Origin of the sequence: Caballeronia sp. ATUFL_F2_KS9A (assembly GCF_023630765.1) — a bacterium.
Lineage (GTDB): Bacteria > Pseudomonadota > Gammaproteobacteria > Burkholderiales > Burkholderiaceae > Caballeronia > Caballeronia zhejiangensis.
On record NZ_JALQEK010000004.1, the window covers coordinates 23,320 to 42,692 of the forward strand.

Annotated in this window: 20 protein-coding genes; 14 read left to right on the plus strand and 6 right to left on the minus strand. The window is 62.7% G+C overall.

The genetic code is table 11. The features are described from left to right. Positions 1-171: 171 nt before the first annotated feature. From NCS67_RS05790 to NCS67_RS05815, 6 genes are all read left to right on the plus strand, one after another. Positions 172-1,194, plus strand: coding sequence for a sulfate ABC transporter substrate-binding protein (locus NCS67_RS05790; RefSeq protein ID WP_280519315.1), 1,023 nt, complete (start codon positions 172-174; stop codon positions 1,192-1,194). 90 nt (positions 1,195-1,284) lie between these two features. Continuing rightward, positions 1,285-2,169 (plus strand): sulfate ABC transporter permease subunit CysT, encoded by an 885-nt coding sequence (gene cysT / locus NCS67_RS05795; protein WP_008349900.1) that lies wholly within the window; start codon positions 1,285-1,287, stop codon positions 2,167-2,169. Beyond that, positions 2,166-3,062: a sulfate ABC transporter permease subunit CysW gene (gene cysW, locus NCS67_RS05800; protein WP_008349898.1), complete on the plus strand. Its 897-nt coding sequence runs from the start codon at positions 2,166-2,168 to the stop codon at positions 3,060-3,062. Before cysT ends, cysW begins: the two co-directional genes overlap by 4 nt. Before the next feature lie 16 nt (positions 3,063-3,078). Further along, complete coding sequence (locus tag NCS67_RS05805; protein ID WP_008349896.1) at positions 3,079-4,137, plus strand: sulfate/molybdate ABC transporter ATP-binding protein; 1,059 nt, start codon at positions 3,079-3,081, stop codon at positions 4,135-4,137. A 25-nt stretch (positions 4,138-4,162) separates the two neighbouring features. Beyond that, positions 4,163-5,089 carry a CysB family HTH-type transcriptional regulator gene (locus NCS67_RS05810; protein WP_008349894.1) on the plus strand — a complete coding sequence of 309 codons (927 nt, stop codon included), beginning with the start codon at positions 4,163-4,165 and terminating at the stop codon, positions 5,087-5,089. Between the two features lie 21 nt (positions 5,090-5,110). Next, the gene (locus NCS67_RS05815) at positions 5,111-6,112 is read left to right on the plus strand and encodes an asparaginase (RefSeq protein ID WP_309779723.1); all 1,002 of its coding nucleotides are present in this window, start codon (positions 5,111-5,113) and stop codon (positions 6,110-6,112) included. A 781-nt stretch (positions 6,113-6,893) separates the two neighbouring features. On the opposite strand, the gene lysM is transcribed toward NCS67_RS05815, so the two are convergent. From lysM to gcl, 4 genes are all read right to left on the minus strand, one after another. Beyond that, positions 6,894-7,388 carry a peptidoglycan-binding protein LysM gene (lysM, locus tag NCS67_RS05820; RefSeq protein ID WP_175980098.1) on the minus strand — a complete coding sequence of 165 codons (495 nt, stop codon included), beginning with the start codon at positions 7,386-7,388 and terminating at the stop codon, positions 6,894-6,896. Positions 7,389-7,692: 304 nt separating this feature from the next. Then, a complete protein-coding gene (locus tag NCS67_RS05825; protein ID WP_250434650.1) occupies positions 7,693-8,601 on the minus strand; it encodes a 2-hydroxy-3-oxopropionate reductase in 909 nt (302 codons plus the stop codon). A 27-nt stretch (positions 8,602-8,628) separates the two neighbouring features. Beyond that, complete coding sequence (hyi, locus tag NCS67_RS05830) at positions 8,629-9,429, minus strand: hydroxypyruvate isomerase (protein ID WP_034473676.1); 801 nt, start codon at positions 9,427-9,429, stop codon at positions 8,629-8,631. Positions 9,430-9,499: 70 nt separating this feature from the next. Beyond that, complete coding sequence (gene gcl / locus NCS67_RS05835; RefSeq protein ID WP_250434652.1) at positions 9,500-11,275, minus strand: glyoxylate carboligase; 1,776 nt, start codon at positions 11,273-11,275, stop codon at positions 9,500-9,502. 168 nt (positions 11,276-11,443) lie between these two features. Between gcl and NCS67_RS05840 the strand changes: the two genes are divergently transcribed. From NCS67_RS05840 to NCS67_RS05875, 8 genes are all read left to right on the plus strand, one after another. Beyond that, a complete protein-coding gene (locus tag NCS67_RS05840) occupies positions 11,444-12,397 on the plus strand; it encodes a LysR family transcriptional regulator (RefSeq protein WP_008349850.1) in 954 nt (317 codons plus the stop codon). 131 nt (positions 12,398-12,528) lie between these two features. Continuing rightward, the gene (gene rpsF / locus NCS67_RS05845; RefSeq protein ID WP_008349848.1) at positions 12,529-12,900 is read left to right on the plus strand and encodes a 30S ribosomal protein S6; all 372 of its coding nucleotides are present in this window, start codon (positions 12,529-12,531) and stop codon (positions 12,898-12,900) included. Positions 12,901-12,933: 33 nt separating this feature from the next. Continuing rightward, on the plus strand, positions 12,934-13,233 hold the full coding sequence (priB, locus tag NCS67_RS05850) for a primosomal replication protein N (RefSeq protein WP_175980102.1): 300 nt from the start codon (positions 12,934-12,936) through the stop codon (positions 13,231-13,233). Between the two features lie 2 nt (positions 13,234-13,235). Continuing rightward, positions 13,236-13,511 carry a 30S ribosomal protein S18 gene (gene rpsR, locus NCS67_RS05855; protein ID WP_007000150.1) on the plus strand — a complete coding sequence of 92 codons (276 nt, stop codon included), beginning with the start codon at positions 13,236-13,238 and terminating at the stop codon, positions 13,509-13,511. A gap of 29 nt (positions 13,512-13,540) precedes the next feature. Beyond that, positions 13,541-13,996: a 50S ribosomal protein L9 gene (gene rplI / locus NCS67_RS05860; protein WP_175980103.1), complete on the plus strand. Its 456-nt coding sequence runs from the start codon at positions 13,541-13,543 to the stop codon at positions 13,994-13,996. A gap of 123 nt (positions 13,997-14,119) precedes the next feature. Next, entirely contained in the window at positions 14,120-15,508 is a 1,389-nt protein-coding gene (locus NCS67_RS05865) for a replicative DNA helicase (RefSeq protein ID WP_008349838.1), read from the plus strand. Between the two features lie 138 nt (positions 15,509-15,646). Beyond that, complete coding sequence (locus tag NCS67_RS05870) at positions 15,647-16,273, plus strand: DUF47 domain-containing protein (RefSeq protein WP_008349836.1); 627 nt, start codon at positions 15,647-15,649, stop codon at positions 16,271-16,273. 95 nt (positions 16,274-16,368) lie between these two features. Continuing rightward, positions 16,369-17,379 (plus strand): inorganic phosphate transporter, encoded by a 1,011-nt coding sequence (locus NCS67_RS05875; RefSeq protein WP_008349834.1) that lies wholly within the window; start codon positions 16,369-16,371, stop codon positions 17,377-17,379. Positions 17,380-17,418: 39 nt separating this feature from the next. Here the strand turns inward: NCS67_RS05875 and NCS67_RS05880 are convergent, their stop codons facing one another. Together NCS67_RS05880 and NCS67_RS05885 are read right to left on the minus strand one after the other, a co-directional pair. Continuing rightward, on the minus strand, positions 17,419-18,225 hold the full coding sequence (locus tag NCS67_RS05880) for an SDR family oxidoreductase (protein ID WP_175980104.1): 807 nt from the start codon (positions 18,223-18,225) through the stop codon (positions 17,419-17,421). Positions 18,226-18,283: 58 nt separating this feature from the next. Then, positions 18,284-19,213, minus strand: a complete 930-nt coding sequence (locus NCS67_RS05885) for a C40 family peptidase (protein WP_033536115.1) — start codon at positions 19,211-19,213, stop codon at positions 18,284-18,286. Positions 19,214-19,373 lie beyond the last annotated feature (160 nt).

A 19,373-nucleotide genomic window follows, 5' to 3' on the forward strand; every position in this document is an offset into this window, starting at 1 on the left:
TCGCGGCCACGAAGCCTCCGCACCGTCGGATCGCGCCCGCCGGCGCTTCTTCCATCCAGGAATATCGTTCTTAGCAGTTTTACGTATAAAAAAGTGAATAACGATTATTTTCAATCATATAGAGGCCTCGTTAGACTGATTCCGTCAATTCGATAAGACGGAGAACGGGGAATGCAAAGCATCAACACGGGATTGCGACGGCTTCTTGCTGCGGCGACGCTCGGCGCGGCGGGTCTGATCATGACGGCGCCGGCGCAGGCGGATACGTCGTTTCTGAACGTTTCCTACGACCCGACCCGCGAGCTGTATCAGGACTTCAATCAGGCTTTCGCGAAAAAGTGGAAGGCGGAGACGGGCGAGACCGTAACCTTCAAGCAGTCGCATGGCGGGTCGGGCGGCCAGGCGCGCGCGGTCATCGACGGACTGCAGGCGGACGTCGTTACGCTCGCGCTCGCTTATGACATCGACGCGCTCGCGGGCAAGGGACTCGTCGGCGCGGACTGGCAGAAGCGCCTGCCGGACAACGCATCGCCGTACACGTCGACGATCGTGTTTCTCGTGCGCAAGGGCAATCCGAAGCACATCAAGGACTGGGACGATCTGACGAAGCCGGGCGTGTCGATCGTCACGCCGAATCCGAAGACATCGGGCGGCGCGCGCTGGAACTACCTCGCGGCGTGGGCGTACGCGCAGCACAAGCCGGGCGGCAACGAGCAGACCGCCAAGGAGTTCGTGACGAAGCTCTACAAGAACGCCGGCGTGCTGGATTCCGGCGCGCGCGGCGCGACGACGAGCTTCGTGCAGCGCGGTCAGGGCGACGTGCTCATCGCGTGGGAAAACGAGGCGTTCCTGTCGCTGAAGGAATTCGGTCCGGACAAGTTCGAGATCGTGGTGCCGTCCGTGAGCATTCTGGCGGAGCCGCCGGTCGCGGTGGTCGACAAGGTCGTCGACAAACACGGCACGCGCAAGCTCGCCGAAGCGTATCTCAAGTATCTGTATAGCGACGAAGGGCAGCAGATCGCCGCGCGCAATTTCTATCGGCCGCGTTCGGACAAGGTGCCCGCCGATCTGACGAAGCAGTTTCCGAAGCTGAAGCTCTATACCATCGACGACACCTTCGGCGGCTGGACCAAGGCGCAGAAGACGCATTTCGCGGATGGCGGCGTGTTCGATTCGATCTATCAGCCGCAATAAGCGTCAACCGGCGACGCGGCGCGTTCAAGACGCCGCGCGCCCGAAGCAGCAACGCGCGCCCACCCCGCGCGCAAAATGGATGATTCAAGGATGACGACTCTCACATTCAGGAAACCGAGCGCGCTACCCGGTTTCGGCCTGACACTCGGCATCACGGTGGCTTATCTGAGCCTCGTGGTGCTGATTCCGCTTGCCGCCACCTTCGCTAAGACGGCGACGCTCGACTGGGCGCAGTTCGTGCGCGCGGTGACGTCGCCGCGCGTGCTCGCATCGTATCGGCTGACGTTCGGCGCGGCGCTCGGCGGCGCGCTCATCAACGCGGTGTTCGGTTTTCTCGTCGCGTGGGTGCTCGTGCGCTACACGTTCCCGTTCAAGCGCATCGTCGATGCGATGGTCGATCTGCCGTTCGCGCTGCCGACGTCGGTCGCCGGCATTTCGCTCGCCGCGGTCTACGCGGGCAATGGCTGGATCGGGCAATATCTCGCGCCGCTCGGCATCAAGGTCGCGTTCACGCCGCTCGGCGTGCTCGTCGCGCTGACGTTCATCGGCCTGCCGTTCGTCGTGCGTACCGTGCAGCCCGTGCTCGAAGACTTCGAGCGCGAGCAGGAAGAAGCCGCCGCGTGCCTCGGCGCGACGCGCTGGCTCACGTTCCGGCGCGTCGTGCTGCCGTCGCTCTTTCCGGCGCTGCTGACGGGCTTCGCACTCGCGTTCGCGCGCGCGTTGGGCGAATACGGCTCGGTGATTTTCATCGCGGGCAACGTGCCGATGAAGTCGGAGATCACGTCGCTGCTCATCATCACGAAGCTCGAACAGTACGACTATGCCGGCGCGACCGCGCTCGCCGTCGTGATGCTGTGCGTGTCGTTCCTCATGCTTCTGTTGATCAACACGCTGCAATGGTGGCTGCAGCGCCGCACGAGCAAGACGGGCGCGGCGCCGGTCAACGTCTCCCTGGCAGCGGGAGAAACGGCATGAGCAAGGTGCTTCCATTGCAGACGACGACACGGCGCGACGCGCACGGCCTCAATCCCGTCACCGAGCCGCGCGCCGTGCGATGGCTCCTGACCGGTATCGCACTCGCGTTTCTCGCGTTCTTTCTCGTCGTGCCGCTCGTCGCGGTGTTCGTGCAGGCGTTCGCCAAGGGCATCGACTATTACTTCGAGTCGCTGAAGGATCCCGACGCGTGGTCCGCGATCAAGCTCACGCTGATCACCGCCGCGATCGCCGTGCCGCTGAATGTCGTCTTCGGACTGGCGGCGTCGTGGGCGATCGCGAAGTTCGAGTTTCGCGGCAAGGCGCTCCTGACGACGCTCATCGACTTGCCGTTCTCGGTGTCGCCGGTCATCTCGGGTCTCGTCTATGTGCTGATGTTCGGCGCGCAAGGATGGTTCGGCCCGTGGCTCGCCGCGCACGACGTGCAGATCATCTTCGCGGTGCCCGGCATCGTGCTCGCGACGATCTTCGTCACGTTTCCGTTCGTCGCGCGCGAACTGATTCCGCTGATGCAGGCGCAAGGCAACGACGAAGAGGAAGCGGCGCACGTGCTCGGCGCCTCGGGATGGCAGATCTTCCGGCGCGTGACGCTGCCCAACGTGAAGTGGGGCCTGCTCTACGGCGTGATTCTCTGCAACGCGCGCGCAATGGGCGAGTTCGGCGCGGTGTCGGTGGTGTCCGGGCACATCCGCGGGCAGACGGACACGATGCCGCTGCACGTCGAAATTCTCTACAACGAATACAACTTCTCGGCTGCGTTCGCGGTGGCGTCGCTGCTGGCGCTGCTCGCGCTCGTGACGCTCGCGCTGAAACTTCTCGCGGAGCGCCGCATGACGCAAGCATTGACCGCCGCAAAAGCCACCGCACAGAATTGAGAGGCCGATAAACATCATGAGCATCATCGTTCGCAATCTGCAAAAACGCTTCGGCGATTTCACCGCGCTCGACAACGTGTCGCTCGACTTTCCGGCGGGCGAACTCGTCGCGCTGCTCGGGCCTTCGGGCTGCGGCAAGACCACGCTCTTGCGCGTGATCGCGGGCCTCGAATTCGCCGATGCGGGACAGGTCGTGCTGCACGGCGAAGACGTCGCGGCGGTCGGCGCGCGCGAGCGTCAGGTCGGCTTCGTGTTCCAGCATTACGCGCTGTTCCGGCACATGACCGTGTTCGAGAACGTCGCGTTCGGCTTGCGCGTGAAGCCGCGCCGCGAGCGTCCGAGCGAAGCGAAAATTCGCGAGAAAGTGCATGAGCTGCTGAAGCTCGTGCAACTCGACTGGCTCGCGGAGCGTTTTCCGTCGGAACTGTCAGGCGGACAGCGGCAGCGTATTGCGCTGGCGCGGGCGCTTGCCGTCGAGCCGAAAGTGCTGCTGCTCGACGAGCCGTTCGGCGCGCTCGACGCCAAAGTGCGCAAGGAACTGCGCAGCTGGCTGCGCCGGCTGCACGACGATCTGCATATCTCGACGCTCTTCGTCACGCACGACCAGGAAGAGGCGCTCGAAGTGGCGGATCGCATCGTCGTGATGAATCATGGCCGCGTGGAGCAGGTGGGCAGTCCGCAAGACGTGTACGATCATCCGCAGACGTCCTTCGTCTACGAGTTTCTCGGCGCCGCGAACCGGCTGCAGGGCGAAGTGAACGCGAACGGCTTCATCGCCGATGGCGCCGCGAGCCCGATCGCGGCTCAGGCGCATTTCAGCGGGCGGGCGCTCGCGTACGTGCGTCCGCATGATCTCGCGCTGTATCCCGCCGACGGCACGCATCGCGACGGCATCGTGGTGGGCGTGCGGCGCGTCGTCACGCTGGGCGGCTCGGTGCGCGTCGAGCTCGAAGGCAACGCGGGCGGCGTGATCGAGGCAGAACTGGATCGCGAGGCGTGGCGCGCGCTCAGGCTCGATATCGGCGATGGCGTGACCGCCGTTCCACGCGCGTTGCGAGTGTTTCCCGCGCAGTGACATCATAAAAATCAAAGAGGCTGACATGAACTTCCAGCAGTTGCGCTTCGTGCGCGAGGCCGTGCGTCAGAACATGAATCTGACGGAGGTCGCCAACGTCCTTTACACGTCGCAGTCGGGCGTGTCGAAGCAGATCAAGGATCTCGAGGACGAACTCGGCGTCGATATCTTCATCCGCCGCGGCAAGCGTCTGACGGGACTGACCGAGCCGGGCAAGGAAGTACATCAGCTGATCGAGCGCATGCTGCTCGATGCCGAGAATCTGCGGCGCGTCGCGCGCCAGTTCGCGGATCAGGACAACGGCCATCTCGTCGTCGCGACGACGCACACGCAGGCGCGTTACGCGTTGCCGAAGGTCATCCGCCAGTTCACCGAGGTGTTTCCGAAGGTGCATCTCGCGCTGCGTCAGGGCAGCCCGCAGCAGATCGCGCAGATGATCATCAACGGCGAAGCGGATATCGGCATCTCGACCGAAGCGCTCGACCGTTATCCGGACATCGTCACGTTTGCCTGCTATTCGTGGCATCACACGGTCGTTGTGCCGAAGGATCATCCGCTCGTCGGGCGCGAGAACATCACGCTCGAGCAGATCGCCGAATATCCGATCGTCACGTACGACAACGATTTCACCGGGCGTTCGCACGTCGATCAGGCGTTCGCGAGCGCGGGCGCGATGCCCGATATCGTGCTGACCGCGATCGATGCCGACGTCATCAAGACGTATGTCGAACTGGGCATGGGCATCGGCATCGTCGCGGCGATGGCGTATGACGCGAAGCGCGACACCGAGCTCGTCGCGCTCGATACGCAGCATCTGTTCGAGGCGAGCACGACGCGTGTCGGCTTGCGAAAGGGCGCGTTCTTGCGCGCGTATGCGTATCGGCTGATCGAAATGTTCGCGCCGCAACTCGATGAAGCGCAGATCGCCGCGCAGCTTCGCGAAGCCGCTTAGAGTCGTGCCGGCTGTTTTACAATCGCCGGCATGAATACTTCCTCGCTTCCTCGTGTCGCCGTGCTTGCCACGGGCGGCACGATTGCCGGTCAGGCCGGCGATTCCTCCAAGACCGCGGGCTACAAGGCGGGCGTCGTCGGCGTCGACAAGCTGCTCGACGCCGTGCCCGCGCTCGGCTCGGTTGCGCGAATCCACGCGGAACAGATCGCGAGCATCGACAGCAAGGACATGAGCGCCGCGCTGTGGACGCAACTCGCGCGGCGTATCGATGAGCTGCTTGCGCAGGACGATATCGATGGCGTCGTCGTCACGCACGGCACCGATACGCTCGAAGAAACCGCGTATCTGCTGCATCTCACGGTGAAGAGCGCGAAGCCCGTCGTGCTGACGGCGGCGATGCGCCCATCGACCGCGCTTTCCGCCGATGGTCCGTTGAATTTGCTCAATGCGGTGACGGTCGCGGCGTCGAAGGATGCCGCGGGCAAGGGCGTGCTCGTCGCTTTCAACAATCAGATTCACAGCGCGCGCGATGTCACCAAGACGAGCACTTATGCCGTCGATGCGTTTCGCTCGCCTGAGACCGGTGTGCTCGGGTTCGTGCAGGACGGACGCGTCGAGTTTCAGCGGACGGTCGTGCGGGCGCATACCGTCGCGAGCGAGTTCGCTGTCGCCGATCGATGGCCGATGGTCGAGATCGTCGCGAGCTACGCGGATGTGTCTCGTGTGACGGTCGATGCGCTTGTTGCTGCGGGCGTGAGAGGTATCGTCGTCGCGGGCACGGGCAACGGCTCGATGCATGCGGTGCTCACGCAGGCGCTCGCTGATGCGGTGAAGCAGGGCGTTGCCGTGGTGCGCGCTTCGCGCGTGGGTTCGGGACATGTGATGCGCAACGGCGCCGCTAACGATGATGCGCTCGGGACAGTCAGCGCGGGGACGCTGAATCCTTATAAGGCGCGGGTGCTGCTTATGCTTGCAGTGGCTTCGAATGTGCAGGACGTGCAGCGCGTTTTTGATGTTTATTGAGGTGGGTGTCTGGGGTGTGGGGCGGGCGGGCGGCGGCGGGCTGCCGGTTGGTCTGGCGGTCGGTCGTGGAATCCTGTATTCGTGTCGGTCTATTAGCGTTGCCCCTGTGCGGGGCGGCACTCACTTTCTTTGCTGCTGCAAAGAAAGTAAGCAAAGAAAGCAGCTTTTCAGGCCCGCGGTCACACGCAATTTGGGTAGTTCTCTCGTCCCAGGCGGCACTCGCCTAAAGAGTGCCCTCAAACACCTAATCGGGCTTGGCTCGCGCACGGTCTGCCGCCCAATTAGTTCGAGGGCGCTGGTTCAGCACGAAATGGCTTCGGCACAGCGCTACGCGCTGCCGCCGGGTATGCAAGGGAAACCGACGTACGGCAAAGGCGGCGAGATGAAGACGTTAGTAGAGAAGCACGCGCATTCCCGATTGACCGGTCGGCCGCGAAGCGGGCTGGAGCTATTTGGTGCTGAACCGGTTTGGTGTGCGGTGCGATGGTTCAGACCGTGCGCGAGCCAAGCCCGATTAGGTGTTTGAGGGCACTCTTTAGGCAGCCCACGATGGACGAGAGGACTACCCAAATTGCGTGTGACCGCGGGCGTAACAGGAGCTGCTTTCTTTGCTTACTTTCTTTGCAGCAGCAAAGAAAGTGAGTGCCGCCCCGCACAGGGGCAACGCTAATAGACCGACACGATCACAGGATTGCCGAGAAGCGCAGGCAAACCAAGATCCACCTCAGCAGAAAGCAAAAACGCGAACCGAAGTCCGCGTTCTCGAGTAGAGCAGAGACAATCAGTTAACAGCAGGAATCCGCAACACTTGCCCCGGATAGATCTTATCCGGACTCTTCAACATCGGCTTATTCGCTTCGAAGATCACATCGTTCCTGGACCCATTGCCGTAATACTTCTCGGCGATCTTCCAAAGATTGTCCCCCGACACGACGGTGTAATACTGCGATTCAGGCTCGCTACTCGGCACGGTCAGCTTATCGTCGACCTTATCGACATGCTGCACATTGCCCGCGGCGACGAGAATCTTTTCCTTCGTGGCCTGATCCGGCGCCTGACCCGAAACGGTCACCGTATGCGAAGCGCCGTCATATTTCACATCGAGATTGTCCGCATTGAGACCCTGCGAACGAATGTACGTCGCGATGGCTTCGCCTGCCTTCTGATTTAGCGCGGCGACATCCACGGGTGCCGCAGCGGGCGCCGCCTGCGCGCTCGGCGTGGCTGCGCCGAAGAGTTTCTCGCCTGCTTCCTTGATAAAGCTGAGGATTCCCATTGTTCACTCCTTGGTTGACGGTGGTGTTACGGCCCGCGAAGTCTAGGCAGATTAGTCGCGATGACCACCGGATAGTTCTGAGTTTCAACAAAAGGATTTGTAGCACCGCCTATGCATCGGCGTTAGGACGCAGTTTGCAACAATCCGACGCGGACACCCGACGACAAACCGTCTGACCGACCAAGGCTTACCCGGCGCACCGCCGGGTGCCGCTTCTCGGACCCCACTTTGCCGCCCTCAGCCCAGAGCGGCATTTGTCCCGCGTGCCCATACGCGGGACGCCCCACGGTTCAGGTGACGCGAATCACGCAGCGGCTTTGGCCTGCTGCGGCTCGTCGGCCACCTGGAAGTTCGACATGATTTCGAGCGCACGCACGAGCGCCGAGTGATCCCACGCCTTGCCGCCGTTCGCCGCGCATACGCTGAAAAGCTGCTGCGCACTCGCGGTGTGGGGCAGGGCGAGGCCCATCTTGCGCGCGCCGTCGAGCGCAAGGTTTAGGTCCTTCTGATGCAGTTCGATACGGAAGCCCGGATTGAACGTGCGCTTCGTCATGCGCTCGCCGTGCACTTCGAGAATGCGCGACGACGCGAAGCCGCCCATCAGCGCTTTACGCACGCGCTCCGGGTCGGCGCCCGAGCGTGCCGCGAAGAGCAGCGCCTCGCCGACCGCCTCGATGTTCAGCGCGACGATGATCTGATTCGCGACCTTGCAAGTCTGACCCGCGCCGTTGTCGCCAATGAGCGAAATGTTCCTGCCCATCAGTTCGAACAGCGGCTTCGCGACATTGAACGACTTCTCCGGGCCGCCGACCATGATCGTGAGCGTCGCTTCGCGTGCGCCGACTTCGCCGCCGGACACCGGCGCGTCGAGATAGTCGCAGCCGAGCGCGTTGATCTTCTTCGCGAACTCCTGCGTTTCGAGCGGGGCGATCGAGCTCATGTCGATCACGAGCTTGCCCTTCGTGAGACCCTTCGCGACGCCGTCATCGGCGAACAGCACGGCGGCGACATCGGGCGTGTCGGGCACCATCGTGATGACGATTTCGCTCGCCTGTGCGACTTCGGTCGAGTCCGCGACGACCTGCGTCTGCGCGCGGATATCGTCCGGCACCGGAAACTTGCCGTTCACGACCAGCGTGTGGCCGCCCTTGATGAGATTGCGCGCCATGTGCGCGCCCATGATGCCGAGGCCGATGAAACCGATCGTTGCCATACTTCTAGCTCCTCCTATGTGTCTGGTTTAAGCGGTCGCGTGCTGCTTCACGCCGCCGATGTTCTGCAGCCAGCCGAGGCCCGCTTCCGTGCCGTTGAGCGGCTTGTACTCGCAGCCGATCCAGCCTTGATAGCCGATCTCGTCGAGCAGCCCGAACAGGAACGGGTAGTTGATCTCGCCCGTGCCGGGTTCGTTGCGGCCGGGGTTATCGGCGAGCTGGATATGCGCGATCTTCGGCAGGTTCTTCCTGATCGTCGCGGCGAGTTCGCCTTCCATCCGCTGCATGTGATAAATGTCGTACTGCAAGAACAGATTGTCCGAGCCGACGGCCTGGATCACGTCCAGTCCTTCCTTCGAGCGATTCAGCGCGAAGCCCGGAATGTCGTACGCGTTGCACGGCTCGACGAGCAAGCGGATGCCTTCCTTCTTCAGCGCTTCCGCTGCGAAGCGCAAGTTTTCGACGATGGTCGCGCGCGCCTGATCCGCCGATACACCCGCCGTCGGAATCCCGACGAGACAGTTCAGTTGCGGCACGTTCAGCGCCTTCGCGTATTCGATCGCGCGCGGCACGCCGTCGCGGAATTCCGCGACACGATCCGGCAGACACGCAATGCCGCGCTCGCCCGCTTCCCAGTTGCCGGCAGGCAGGTTGTGCAGCACGATCTGCAGGTCGTTGTCCTTCAGGCGCGTCTGGATGTCGCTGATCGAGAAGGCATAGGGGAACAGGAACTCGACCGCCTTGAAACCCGCGTTCGCGGCCGCGGCGAAGCGGTCGAGAAACGGGACTTCGTTGAACAGCATGGTCAAATTCGCGGCAAATTTCGGCATTGTTCTTTCCTGATGGTCGGTCAGTGAATGCACGCCGCGCGTTCCTGCATGAACGCGCGGCGGCGATGCTTTAGTCGAGCGGCGTAACGGCGGTCGGTGCATCTGCCTTCGTTTCGGCGAGCTCTTCGAACTCGTTGATCGCGTCGATCTCGGTGCCCATCGCGATGTTGGTCACGCGTTCGAGAATCATCTCGACGACGACCGGCACCTGATGCTCCACCGCCAACGCTTGCGCCTGCTTCAGCGCGCCCGCGATGTCTTCCGGCTTGAACACGCGCAGCGCCTTGCAGCCGAGACCCTCGGCGACCGCGACGTGATCGACCCCATAGCCTTCGAGCTCAGGTGCGTTGATGTTGTCGAACGCGAGCTGCACGCAGTAGTCCATGTCGAAGCCGCGCTGCGCCTGACGGATCAGGCCGAGATACGAGTTGTTCACGACGACGTGCACGTACGGCAGCTTGAATTGCGCGCCGACGGCGAGCTCTTCGATCATGAACTGGAAATCGTAGTCGCCCGAGAGCGCGACGATCTTGCGTTGCGGGTCCGCGGCACGCACGCCGAGCGCGGCCGGGATCGTCCAGCCGAGCGGGCCGGCCTGGCCGCAGTTGATCCAGTTGCGCGCCTTGAACACGTGCAGAAACTGCGCGCCGGCGATCTGCGACAGACCGATCGTCGTGACGAAGCAGGTGTCGCGGTCGAACGCGAGGTTCATCTCTTCGTAGACGCGCTGCGGCTTCATCGGCACATTGTCGAAGTGCGTCTTGCGCTGCATCGTGCGCTTGCGCTGCTGGCAGTCCGCGACCCACGCGCCGCGGTCCTTCAGCTTGCCCGCGGCCTTCCATTCCTTCGCCAGTTCGACGAACAGTTCGAGCGCCGCCTTCGCATCCGAGACGATGCCGAGATCCGGTCCGAACACGCGGCCGATCTGCGTCGGCTCGATATCCACGTGCACGAACTTACGGCCCTTGGTGTAAACCTCGACGCTGCCCGTGTGGCGATTCGCCCAGCGATTGCCGATGCCGAGCACGAAATCGGAGGCGAGCATCGTCGCGTTGCCGTAGCGGTGCGACGTCTGCAAGCCGACCATGCCGGCCATCAGCGGATGATCGTCGGGAATTGCGCCCCACGACATGAGCGTCGGAATGACCGGCACGCCGAGCGTTTCCGCGAACTGCACGAGCAGATCTTCCGCCGCCGCGTTCAGCACGCCGCCGCCCGAGACGATCAACGGCTTTTCGGCGTCGTTGAGCATCGTCAGCGCTTTTTCGATCTGCGCGCGCGTCGCTTTCGGCTTGTAGACCGGCAGCGGCTCGTACGTGTCGATGTCGAATTCGATTTCGGCGAGCTGCACGTCGATCGGCAAATCGACGAGCACCGGACCCGGACGGCCCGAGCGCATCAGATGGAAAGCCTGCTGGAACACGCGCGGCACGAGCGCCGGCTCGCGCACGGTGACAGCCCACTTCGTGACGGGCTTGGCGATCGATTCGATATCGACGGCCTGGAAATCTTCCTTGTACAAACGCGCGCGCGGCGCCTGGCCGGTGATCGCGAGAATCGGAATCGAATCGGCCTGGGCGGAGTAGAGGCCGGTGATCATGTCCGTGCCCGCCGGGCCCGACGTGCCGATGCACACGCCGATGTTGCCCGGCGCCGCGCGGGTATAACCTTCGGCCATGTGCGATGCGCCTTCGACGTGGCGCGCCAGCACGTGGCTGATGCCGCCCGACTTTTTCATCGCGGAGTAAAACGGGTTGATGGCCGCGCCCGGCACACCGAACGCGGTATCGATTCCTTCCTTTTCCAGCACGAGGACGGCTGCGTCGACGGCTCTCATTTTGGGCATGGTTGTCTCCTTCCTGGGGTCTCTATCCGAAATCGCTGTCTGCATTCAAGCAGGGTTCCGTTGCACTTTAAGTCTGTGAAAAAGGTTTGATAAGATCAGCGTCAGTCGCTTTTTTCCAAACAAAAAGTATCGAATGCCCGAGTGATGAGGCATTGGCGGGAGACGCAGATGGACCGCTTCAAGCAGATAGAAACGTTCGTGCGCGTGGCCGAGGCGGGCAGTCTCGCGGCGGCGGCGCTGGAAGAGGGCGTGTCGCCCGTGATTCTGGGACGGCGCATCGACGCGCTCGAAAAGCGCCTCGGCGTGAAGCTGATGTATCGCTCGACGCGACGGCTCGTCGTGAGCGAAGAGGGCGCGGCGTTCCTCGACCGCTGCAAGAACCTGCTCGCGGACTGGGATCAGGCTGAGAACGAACTGGCGGCGGGACGGCGCGCGGTGGGCGGGCATCTGATCGTGTCGGCGCCGGCGGCCTTCGGGCGCATGCACGTCGCGCCGCACGCGCCGCCGTTTCTGCGCGACAAACCGGAATTGCAGATGTCGTTCAATCTGACCGATCGCGTCGTCGATCTGGTGCGCGAGGGCTATGACCTGTCGATTCGCATCGGCGGCGCGGTCGATCCGAATTTCGTCGCGGTGAAGCTGGCGAGCAACCGGCGCGTCGTCTGCGGCACGCCCGCGTACTTCAAGAAGCACGGCCGGCCGAAAACGCTCGAAGACCTGCCGAATCACAATTGCCTCGCGTTCAATCTGCAGGGCGGGCAGAACCGCGGCTGGTATTTCCGCCGCAATGGCAAGGTCGTGACCGTGCGCGTGACCGGCAATCTCGACTGCAACGACGGCGAATTGCTGCATCGCTGGGCTTCGGAAGGGCTCGGGCTCGGCTGGCGCTCGACGTGGGAAATCCAGCGGCAACTGGAATCGGGCGAACTCGAAACCGTGCTCGACGACTTCGAACTTCCCGATTACGACATCCTCGCGGTCTATCCGCAGCAGCGCTACGTGCCTGCGCGCGTGCGCTACTTTATTGATTATCTTAAGGAAATCTACGCGCAACCCGGATATTGGAGCCGTCGGCTGACGCTTCCCGGCGAACCGCAGCGCGAGCACGCGCGCGGCCGCTAACTGCTTGAAAAGGCGTTCGAATTTGCATTTGCGCGAGCGCGCACGAAAAGCTATAATCTTTGGCTTCTCACTTGCCGCACCGGTCCGACGCCCGGGTGGCTTTCATCCAAAAGTCAGCACAAGGAGTGAATATGCGTCATTACGAAATCGTCTTTATCGTGCACCCCGATCAAAGCGAGCAGGTGCCCGCGATGATCGAGCGCTACAAGAGCACGATCACGTCGCACGGTGGTCAGATCCACCGCATCGAGGACTGGGGCCGTCGCCAACTGGCCTACATGATCGAGAAACTCGCGAAGGCTCACTACGTCTGCATGAACATCGAATGCGATCAGGCTACGCTCGAAGAGCTGGAGCACGCATTCAAGTTCAACGACGCCGTTCTGCGTCACCTTATCGTCAAGATGAAGAAGGCTGAAACCAGCCCGTCGCCGATGATGAAGGAAGTGCAGCGCGAAGAAGCCAAGAAGGCGGCCAGCCAGCCGTCCGAAGCGCAGGCTTAAGGCGAATCTTTCGCCACAGCCACCAAGGTTTAAGTGAACCGGCTGCAACTGACAGCGAGCGTCGTGGAACGCGAACCGGTGCGGTACACGCCCGCCGGCATCCCGATCGCAAGCTGCACCTTGCAACACGCGGCAGAAGTCGTCGAGGCGGGCATCGCCCGGAAAGTCGAACTGACTCTGCAGGCGGTCGCGGCCGGCGAAGCGAGCGGCAAACTGGAAAGCTGTCCGATGGGCGTCGAAACACGCTTCACGGGCTTTCTGGCGAAGAGAAGCCGTAACGCGCGAACCTTGGTGTTTCACATCACAGAATTGCAGGACATTGGAAAGGACTAATCATGCCCCGCCCGACTGGTAAGAAATTCGACAAGCGTCGTCAGCAACAAAACCCGCTCTTCAAGCGCAAGAAGTTCTGCCGTTTCACGGCAGCCGGTGTCGAGTACATCGACTACAAGGACACGGAAACGCTGAAGGACTTCATCGGCGAAAACGGCAAGATCACGCCGGCTCGTCTGACTGGCACGAAGGCGCACTATCAGCGCCAGCTCGACACGGCAATCAAGCGCGCGCGTTTCCTCGCGCTCCTGCCGTACACCGACCTGCACAAGGCCTAAATCAGACGACGCACTAAGGAAAGCCAAAAATGCAAATCATTCTTTTGGAAAAGGTCGTCAACCTGGGCAACCTCGGCGATATCGTCAAGGTCAAGGACGGCTACGCACGTAACTTCCTGATCCCCGGCAAGAAGGCACGCCGCGCGACCAAGGACGCCATCGCCGAATTCGAAGTTCGCCGCGCGGACCTCGAAAAGGTCGCCGCTGAAAAGCTGGCAGCCGCACAAGCTCAGGGCGAAAAGCTGAACGGCTTCACGGTTCAGATCGCCCAGAAGGCTGGCGTCGACGGCCGTCTGTTCGGTTCGGTCACGAATGCGGACATCGCTGACGCGCTGAAGAAGCAAGGCTTCGCGGAAGTGGAAAAGGCGCAAGTGCGTCTGCCGCAAGGCCCGATCAAGATGGTCGGCGACCATCCGGTTCAAGTGGCGCTGCACACGGACGTCCTCGTCGACGTCAACGTGTCGGTGCTCGGCGAGCACGCGTAAGTTTCAGGCGAGGCCTCGCGTCTCGCAACGCACGAAAGAAAGGCAGGAACCGTCGAGGTTCCTGCCTTTTTTATTTGTCTGAGCGTTGTTCCTACGCGCTGAATTCATCGATAATTCCACCCCATGAACGCACCGTCCAAAGACCCGCAACTCGACGCGCTGAAGGTCCCGCCGCACTCGATCGAAGCCGAGCAATCCGTGATCGGCGGCCTGCTGCTGGACAACGCCGCATGGGACCGCATCGCCGATGTGATGCATCAGGGCGATTTCTATCGCTACGACCATCGCATCATTTATGAGCATATCGGCAAGCTGATTGCTTCGACGCGTCCGGCCGACGTCATCACCGTCTACGAAGCGCTCACGATGGCCGGCAAGGCCGAGGAAGTGGGCGGGCTCGCGTATCTGAACGCGCTCGCGCAGAACACGCCGAGCGCGGCGAATATCCGCCGCTACGCGGAGATCGTGCGCGATCGTGCGGTGCTGCGCCGTCTGGTTTCCGTCGCCGATGAAATCTCCGCCGATGCGTTCAATCCGCAAGGCAAGGAAGTCCGCCAGATTCTCGACGAAGCCGAAGCGCGCGTGTTCTCGATCGCCGAAGAGGGCGCGCGCGGCACGCAGGGTTTTCTGGAGATCGGACCGCTCTTGACGCAAGTCGTCGAGCGCATCGACACGCTCTATCACACAGCCAATCCAAGCGATGTGACCGGCACGCCGACAGGCTTCGTCGACCTCGACCGCATGACGTCGGGCATGCACGGCGGCGAGCTGATCATCGTGGCGGGCCGCCCGTCGATGGGTAAGACGGCCTTTTCGATGAATATCGGCGAATACGTGGCCGTGGAATACGGCTTGCCCGTCGCCGTGTTCTCGATGGAAATGCCGGGCACGCAGCTCACCATGCGTATGCTCGGCTCGGTCGGCCGGCTGGACCAGCATCGCATGCGCACCGGGCGTCTCACCGACGAAGACTGGCCGAAGCTCACGCACGCCGTCCAGAAAATGAGCGAGGCGCAACTTTTCATCGACGAAACCGGCGGCCTGAATCCGATGGAACTGCGCTCGCGCGCGCGGCGTTTGTCGCGGCAGTGCGGCAAGCTCGGCCTCATCATCGTCGATTACTTGCAGCTCATGTCCGGCTCGGGCGGCGGCGAAAACCGCGCGACCGAAATCTCCGAGATATCGCGTTCGCTGAAGAGCCTCGCGAAGGAACTCGACGTGCCGGTCATCGCGCTGTCGCAGCTGAATCGCGGTCTCGAGCAGCGTCCGAACAAGCGGCCGATCATGTCGGACCTGCGCGAATCGGGCGCTATCGAACAGGACGCGGACGTGATCCTCTTCATCTATCGTGACGAAGTCTACAATCCCGACAGCCCCGACAAGGGCACGGCGGAAATCATCATCGGCAAGCAGCGTAACGGTCCGATCGGGCCGGTTCGCCTGACCTTCCACGGCCAATACACGAAGTTCGACAACTTCGCGGGCGCACAAAACTTCTACGGCGGCGAATAAGCCAGTTACCGTAACCGCTGTCAAGTCCGGGGCAATAGCGGCCGCGCGTCAGATGCGCGCGGTGCGTCGGGTAGTGCACACAGGTACAATATGTCAGTTTGATGTCTGACTCAGATTGACCCATTTATCGGGATTTTCATGTTCGGTCGTTTCATGCCCACCGAGGGCAAATTTTTCGAGATTTTCAACGCGCATGCGAAGTGCATGGTCGACGCGAGCCGCGAGCTCGAACTGCTGATCGACAACCTCGACGAAGCCGAGGTTCACAAGCAGAACGTGCAGGCGAACGAGAAGCGCGCCGACAAGCTCACGCACGAAACCATCGACCTGTTGCACAAGACGTTCATCACGCCGCTCGACCGCGACGAAATCCACAAGCTCATCACGACGATGGACGACATCCTCGACCTGATGGAGGACGTGGCCACCGCTATTTCCCTGTACGACGTGCGTTTCGTGACGTCGGAGGCGAGCCAGCTCGCGCATATCTGCACGAGCACGGTCACGCGCGTGCAGCAGGCCGTCGAATTGCTGGCGGACATGAAGCGCGCGAGCGAAATCCTGAAGATCTGCGAGGAAATCGACCGGCTCGAGTCGGACGCGGACCGCGTGTTGCGCTCGGCGATGTCGAAGCTCTTCCGCGAGGAAGACGACGTCAAGACGCTCATCAAGCTGAAGGCGATCTACGAACTGCTCGAGACGATTACCGACAAGTGCGAAGACGTCGCGAACATCATCGAAGGCATCGTGCTGGAAAACGCCTGATCATGCCGCCCGAGCCCGCGGCGCATCACGCAACGCGGGCAACGACGACACAATCCCGCGCCGTCTTCGAGCGCCGGTAAAAACAACACCAACCGATGCATTCGATTCAACTCGCCATCTGGGCAGTCGCCTTGCTCGTCATAGTCGCACTCGCGTTCGACTTCATGAACGGCTTTCACGACGCCGCCAACTCCATCGCCACGGTCGTTTCGACCGGCGTATTGAAGCCGCAGCAGGCGGTCGCCTTCGCCGCGGCGTTCAACGTCATCGCGTATTTCATCTTTCACCTCAAGGTCGCCGCAACCGTCGGAAAGGGCACGATCGATCCCGAAATCGTCGATCATTACGTCATTTTCGGCGCGCTCGTCGGCGCGATAGGCTGGAACATCGTCACCTGGATCTACGGCATTCCATCGAGTTCGTCGCACGCACTGATCGGCGGCCTCGTCGGCGCGGCGCTCGCCAAATCCGGCTGGGGGTCGCTCAACTGGGACGGGCTGCTCAAGACCGTCGCATTCATCTTCATCTCGCCGCTGCTCGGCTTTGTGCTCGGCTCGTTCTTCATGCTGCTCGTGTCGTGGCTGTATTTCCGCACGCCGCCTTCGAAGGTCGACCGGCGCTTCCGCCGCATGCAGCTCGTTTCGGCTGGCCTGTATTCGCTCGGCCATGGTGGCAACGATGCGCAAAAAACCATCGGCATCATCTGGATGTTGCTGATCGCGACCGGCTACGCCTCCGCAACCGCCGAAGCGCCGCCCGTCTGGGTAATCGGCCTGTGCTACCTGTCGATGGGTCTCGGCACGCTCTTCGGCGGCTGGCGCATCGTGCGGACCATGGGTCAGAAGATCACGAAGCTGAAGCCGGTCGGCGGATTCTGCGCGGAGACGGGCGGGGCGATCACGCTCTTCGTCGCGTCGTTCCTCGGCATTCCCGTATCGACGACCCATACGATCACCGGCGCGATCGTCGGCGTCGGCGCGACGCAGAAATTCAGCGCCGTGCGCTGGGGCGTCGCGGGCAATATCGTGTGGGCGTGGATTCTGACCATTCCCGCGTCCGCCGCGCTCGCGGCGGCCGGCTGGTGGATCGGCCACCGCTTCCTTTGATTCGTTCCGCCTGCGGGCTCTCATCGGGCCCGCAGCGCGTCAGATGATCGGCGACGACACTCCGTCCATCGGAATGATCGCGCCCGACACGTAACTCGCGCGGCGGCTCGCCAGAAAGAGCGCAACGTCGGCGATTTCCTCCGGCTTCGCATAGCGTCCGAGCGGCACTTTCGCCTGACTGTCGGCGAGCACCTGATCGCGCGTCACGCCTTGCCGCTTCGCCTCCAGATCGAGCGCTTCCTCGACGCGTTCCGTGAGCGTCGCGCCCGGATTGATCGCGTTGATGCGGATGCCGAGCTTCGCGTAGTGATGCGCGAGCCCGACGGTGTTGAGCATCAGCGCCGCATTGGCCGCGCCGCCTGCGATGTGGATGTCCGTCGCGATCTTGCCGCCCATTCCCACGATGTTGACGATCGCGCCAGGCTCGGCTTTCGGATCGTTACGCAGGCGCTCCGCCATGCGCTTGAGAACGACCTGCTGCGGATAGACATAGGAGAAGTATTTGGCGTCCATCGCCGCTCTGTAGGCCGCGGCGTCGAGCGTGTCCGGATCGTAGCGGCGCGCGGCGCCGGCGCTGTTGATAAGAATGTCGATCGGCCCGAGCGCGGTGCTCGCTTCTTCGACGACATCCTCGGCGCTGTGGGCCTCGTGCAGGTCGGCGCGCGCGAGATGCACGTGATACCCGTCGCTCGCGAGTTGCTCCCGGGCGCGGGCCAGATTCGCAGCGTCGCGCGAAACAATCGCGACCTTCGCGCCTTCGCTCGCGAACGCTCTGGCGCATGCAAATCCGATCCCCTTGCTGCCGCCCGTAATCAGGACAACCTTGCCCGCGAGTCCCAGGTCCATGGTGTTGCGCTCCGTCGACGAATGATCGGAACACGATAGCAGAGACGCGCAGCGCGCGTCAGTTCGTGCCGGTGGCGAAGCGGGCGATGGGATCGTCGTTCTGTGCGGGGCGGGGTGCGGCGAGCGAGCCGGTGGAGGCGCGCATCACGCGCACGGGCGGCTCGGCGGAATCGTAGGGATCGGCAGCGGCTTGTGCGGAGCGCGCCTGCTGACGCGCGGCGGTCGATGTCGGCGGCGGCGGTTCGAAGGCGTCGGCGGCGGCCTGAATCGGATCCGATGAAGCGTTGATCGTCGCGACGCCAGGCGTCGTAGCGCTAGCGGCGCGAGCCTGGCGTTGCGCCGCGTTGAGCGTCGAGGGCGGTGGCTCGAAAGCGTCGGCGGATGACGGAGCAGGCGCTTGCACGGGCGCAGGCGACGCGATGTAAGTCGGCGCATCGAACGGGGTAGGCGCGGTCTTCGGCGGCGCGACGCGGCGAATGCCGTCGAATCGTTTCGCCCAGTACGGGTTCGTCAGATAGTCGAGGCGCACCGTGCCGCCCGTCGATGGCGCATTCACGAAGCGCAGCTTGCCGACATAGATGCCCACGTGCGAATGCGGCCGTCCGGTCGTGTTGAAGAAGATCAGATCGCCCGGCGCGATCTCGTCCGGTTCGACCGATTCGCCGCGCGAGCTCATGTCGGCGGTCGTGCGCGGCAGATTCACGGACGCCGCGCGGTCGACGACATACCGCACGAGCCCGCTGCAATCGAAGCCCGCATCGGGCGTGTTGCCGCCCCAGCGATACGGCACGCCGACGAGCGACATCGCCTGAATGGAGATTTCCTCGCGCCCGACACTGTGATCGACGAACTTCGGAAAACCGGGCGGCGGACTATAAGTGCGGTTGGCGCTCGTGCTGGCCGCAGGCTTGCGTGCCGTCTGCTGCGGCGCGGATCCACACGCGGCGAGCATGACGGTAACAAGTAGCGGCAGGCAGATTCGACGCATTGCAAAAGGCGAGCGGCAACCCGCCAGGAAGGACAGTGTGCCGATACTAATCCGCCGCACGGCCGTGCGGCAAGATGTCTTGAGGATTTACATGAAGTCTGTGCCGTAAGTGTTGCAAGTGCGGAACGTTAGGACGAAAGGAAACGGCCCGGCAGGATCG

Excerpts from the sequence above, each read along its gene's own strand:
- rpsR (WP_007000150.1), top strand. The coding sequence starts at position 13,236 with ATGCCCCGCCCGACTGGTAAGAAATTCGACAAGCGTCGTCAGCAACAA.
- rpsF (WP_008349848.1), top strand. The coding sequence starts at position 12,529 with ATGCGTCATTACGAAATCGTCTTTATCGTGCACCCCGATCAAAGCGAG.
- NCS67_RS05805 (WP_008349896.1), top strand. The coding sequence starts at position 3,079 with ATGAGCATCATCGTTCGCAATCTGCAAAAACGCTTCGGCGATTTCACC.
- rplI (WP_175980103.1), top strand. The coding sequence starts at position 13,541 with ATGCAAATCATTCTTTTGGAAAAGGTCGTCAACCTGGGCAACCTCGGC.
- gcl (WP_250434652.1), bottom strand. The coding sequence starts at position 11,275 with ATGCCCAAAATGAGAGCCGTCGACGCAGCCGTCCTCGTGCTGGAAAAG.
- NCS67_RS05865 (WP_008349838.1), top strand. The coding sequence starts at position 14,120 with ATGAACGCACCGTCCAAAGACCCGCAACTCGACGCGCTGAAGGTCCCG.
- NCS67_RS05875 (WP_008349834.1), top strand. The coding sequence starts at position 16,369 with ATGCATTCGATTCAACTCGCCATCTGGGCAGTCGCCTTGCTCGTCATA.
- lysM (WP_175980098.1), bottom strand. The coding sequence starts at position 7,388 with ATGGGAATCCTCAGCTTTATCAAGGAAGCAGGCGAGAAACTCTTCGGC.
- NCS67_RS05840 (WP_008349850.1), top strand. The coding sequence starts at position 11,444 with ATGGACCGCTTCAAGCAGATAGAAACGTTCGTGCGCGTGGCCGAGGCG.
- cysT (WP_008349900.1), top strand. The coding sequence starts at position 1,285 with ATGACGACTCTCACATTCAGGAAACCGAGCGCGCTACCCGGTTTCGGC.
- NCS67_RS05880 (WP_175980104.1), bottom strand. The coding sequence starts at position 18,225 with ATGGACCTGGGACTCGCGGGCAAGGTTGTCCTGATTACGGGCGGCAGC.
- NCS67_RS05870 (WP_008349836.1), top strand. The coding sequence starts at position 15,647 with ATGTTCGGTCGTTTCATGCCCACCGAGGGCAAATTTTTCGAGATTTTC.
- NCS67_RS05885 (WP_033536115.1), bottom strand. The coding sequence starts at position 19,213 with ATGCGTCGAATCTGCCTGCCGCTACTTGTTACCGTCATGCTCGCCGCG.
- NCS67_RS05810 (WP_008349894.1), top strand. The coding sequence starts at position 4,163 with ATGAACTTCCAGCAGTTGCGCTTCGTGCGCGAGGCCGTGCGTCAGAAC.
- NCS67_RS05825 (WP_250434650.1), bottom strand. The coding sequence starts at position 8,601 with ATGGCAACGATCGGTTTCATCGGCCTCGGCATCATGGGCGCGCACATG.
- hyi (WP_034473676.1), bottom strand. The coding sequence starts at position 9,429 with ATGCCGAAATTTGCCGCGAATTTGACCATGCTGTTCAACGAAGTCCCG.
- cysW (WP_008349898.1), top strand. The coding sequence starts at position 2,166 with ATGAGCAAGGTGCTTCCATTGCAGACGACGACACGGCGCGACGCGCAC.
- NCS67_RS05790 (WP_280519315.1), top strand. The coding sequence starts at position 172 with ATGCAAAGCATCAACACGGGATTGCGACGGCTTCTTGCTGCGGCGACG.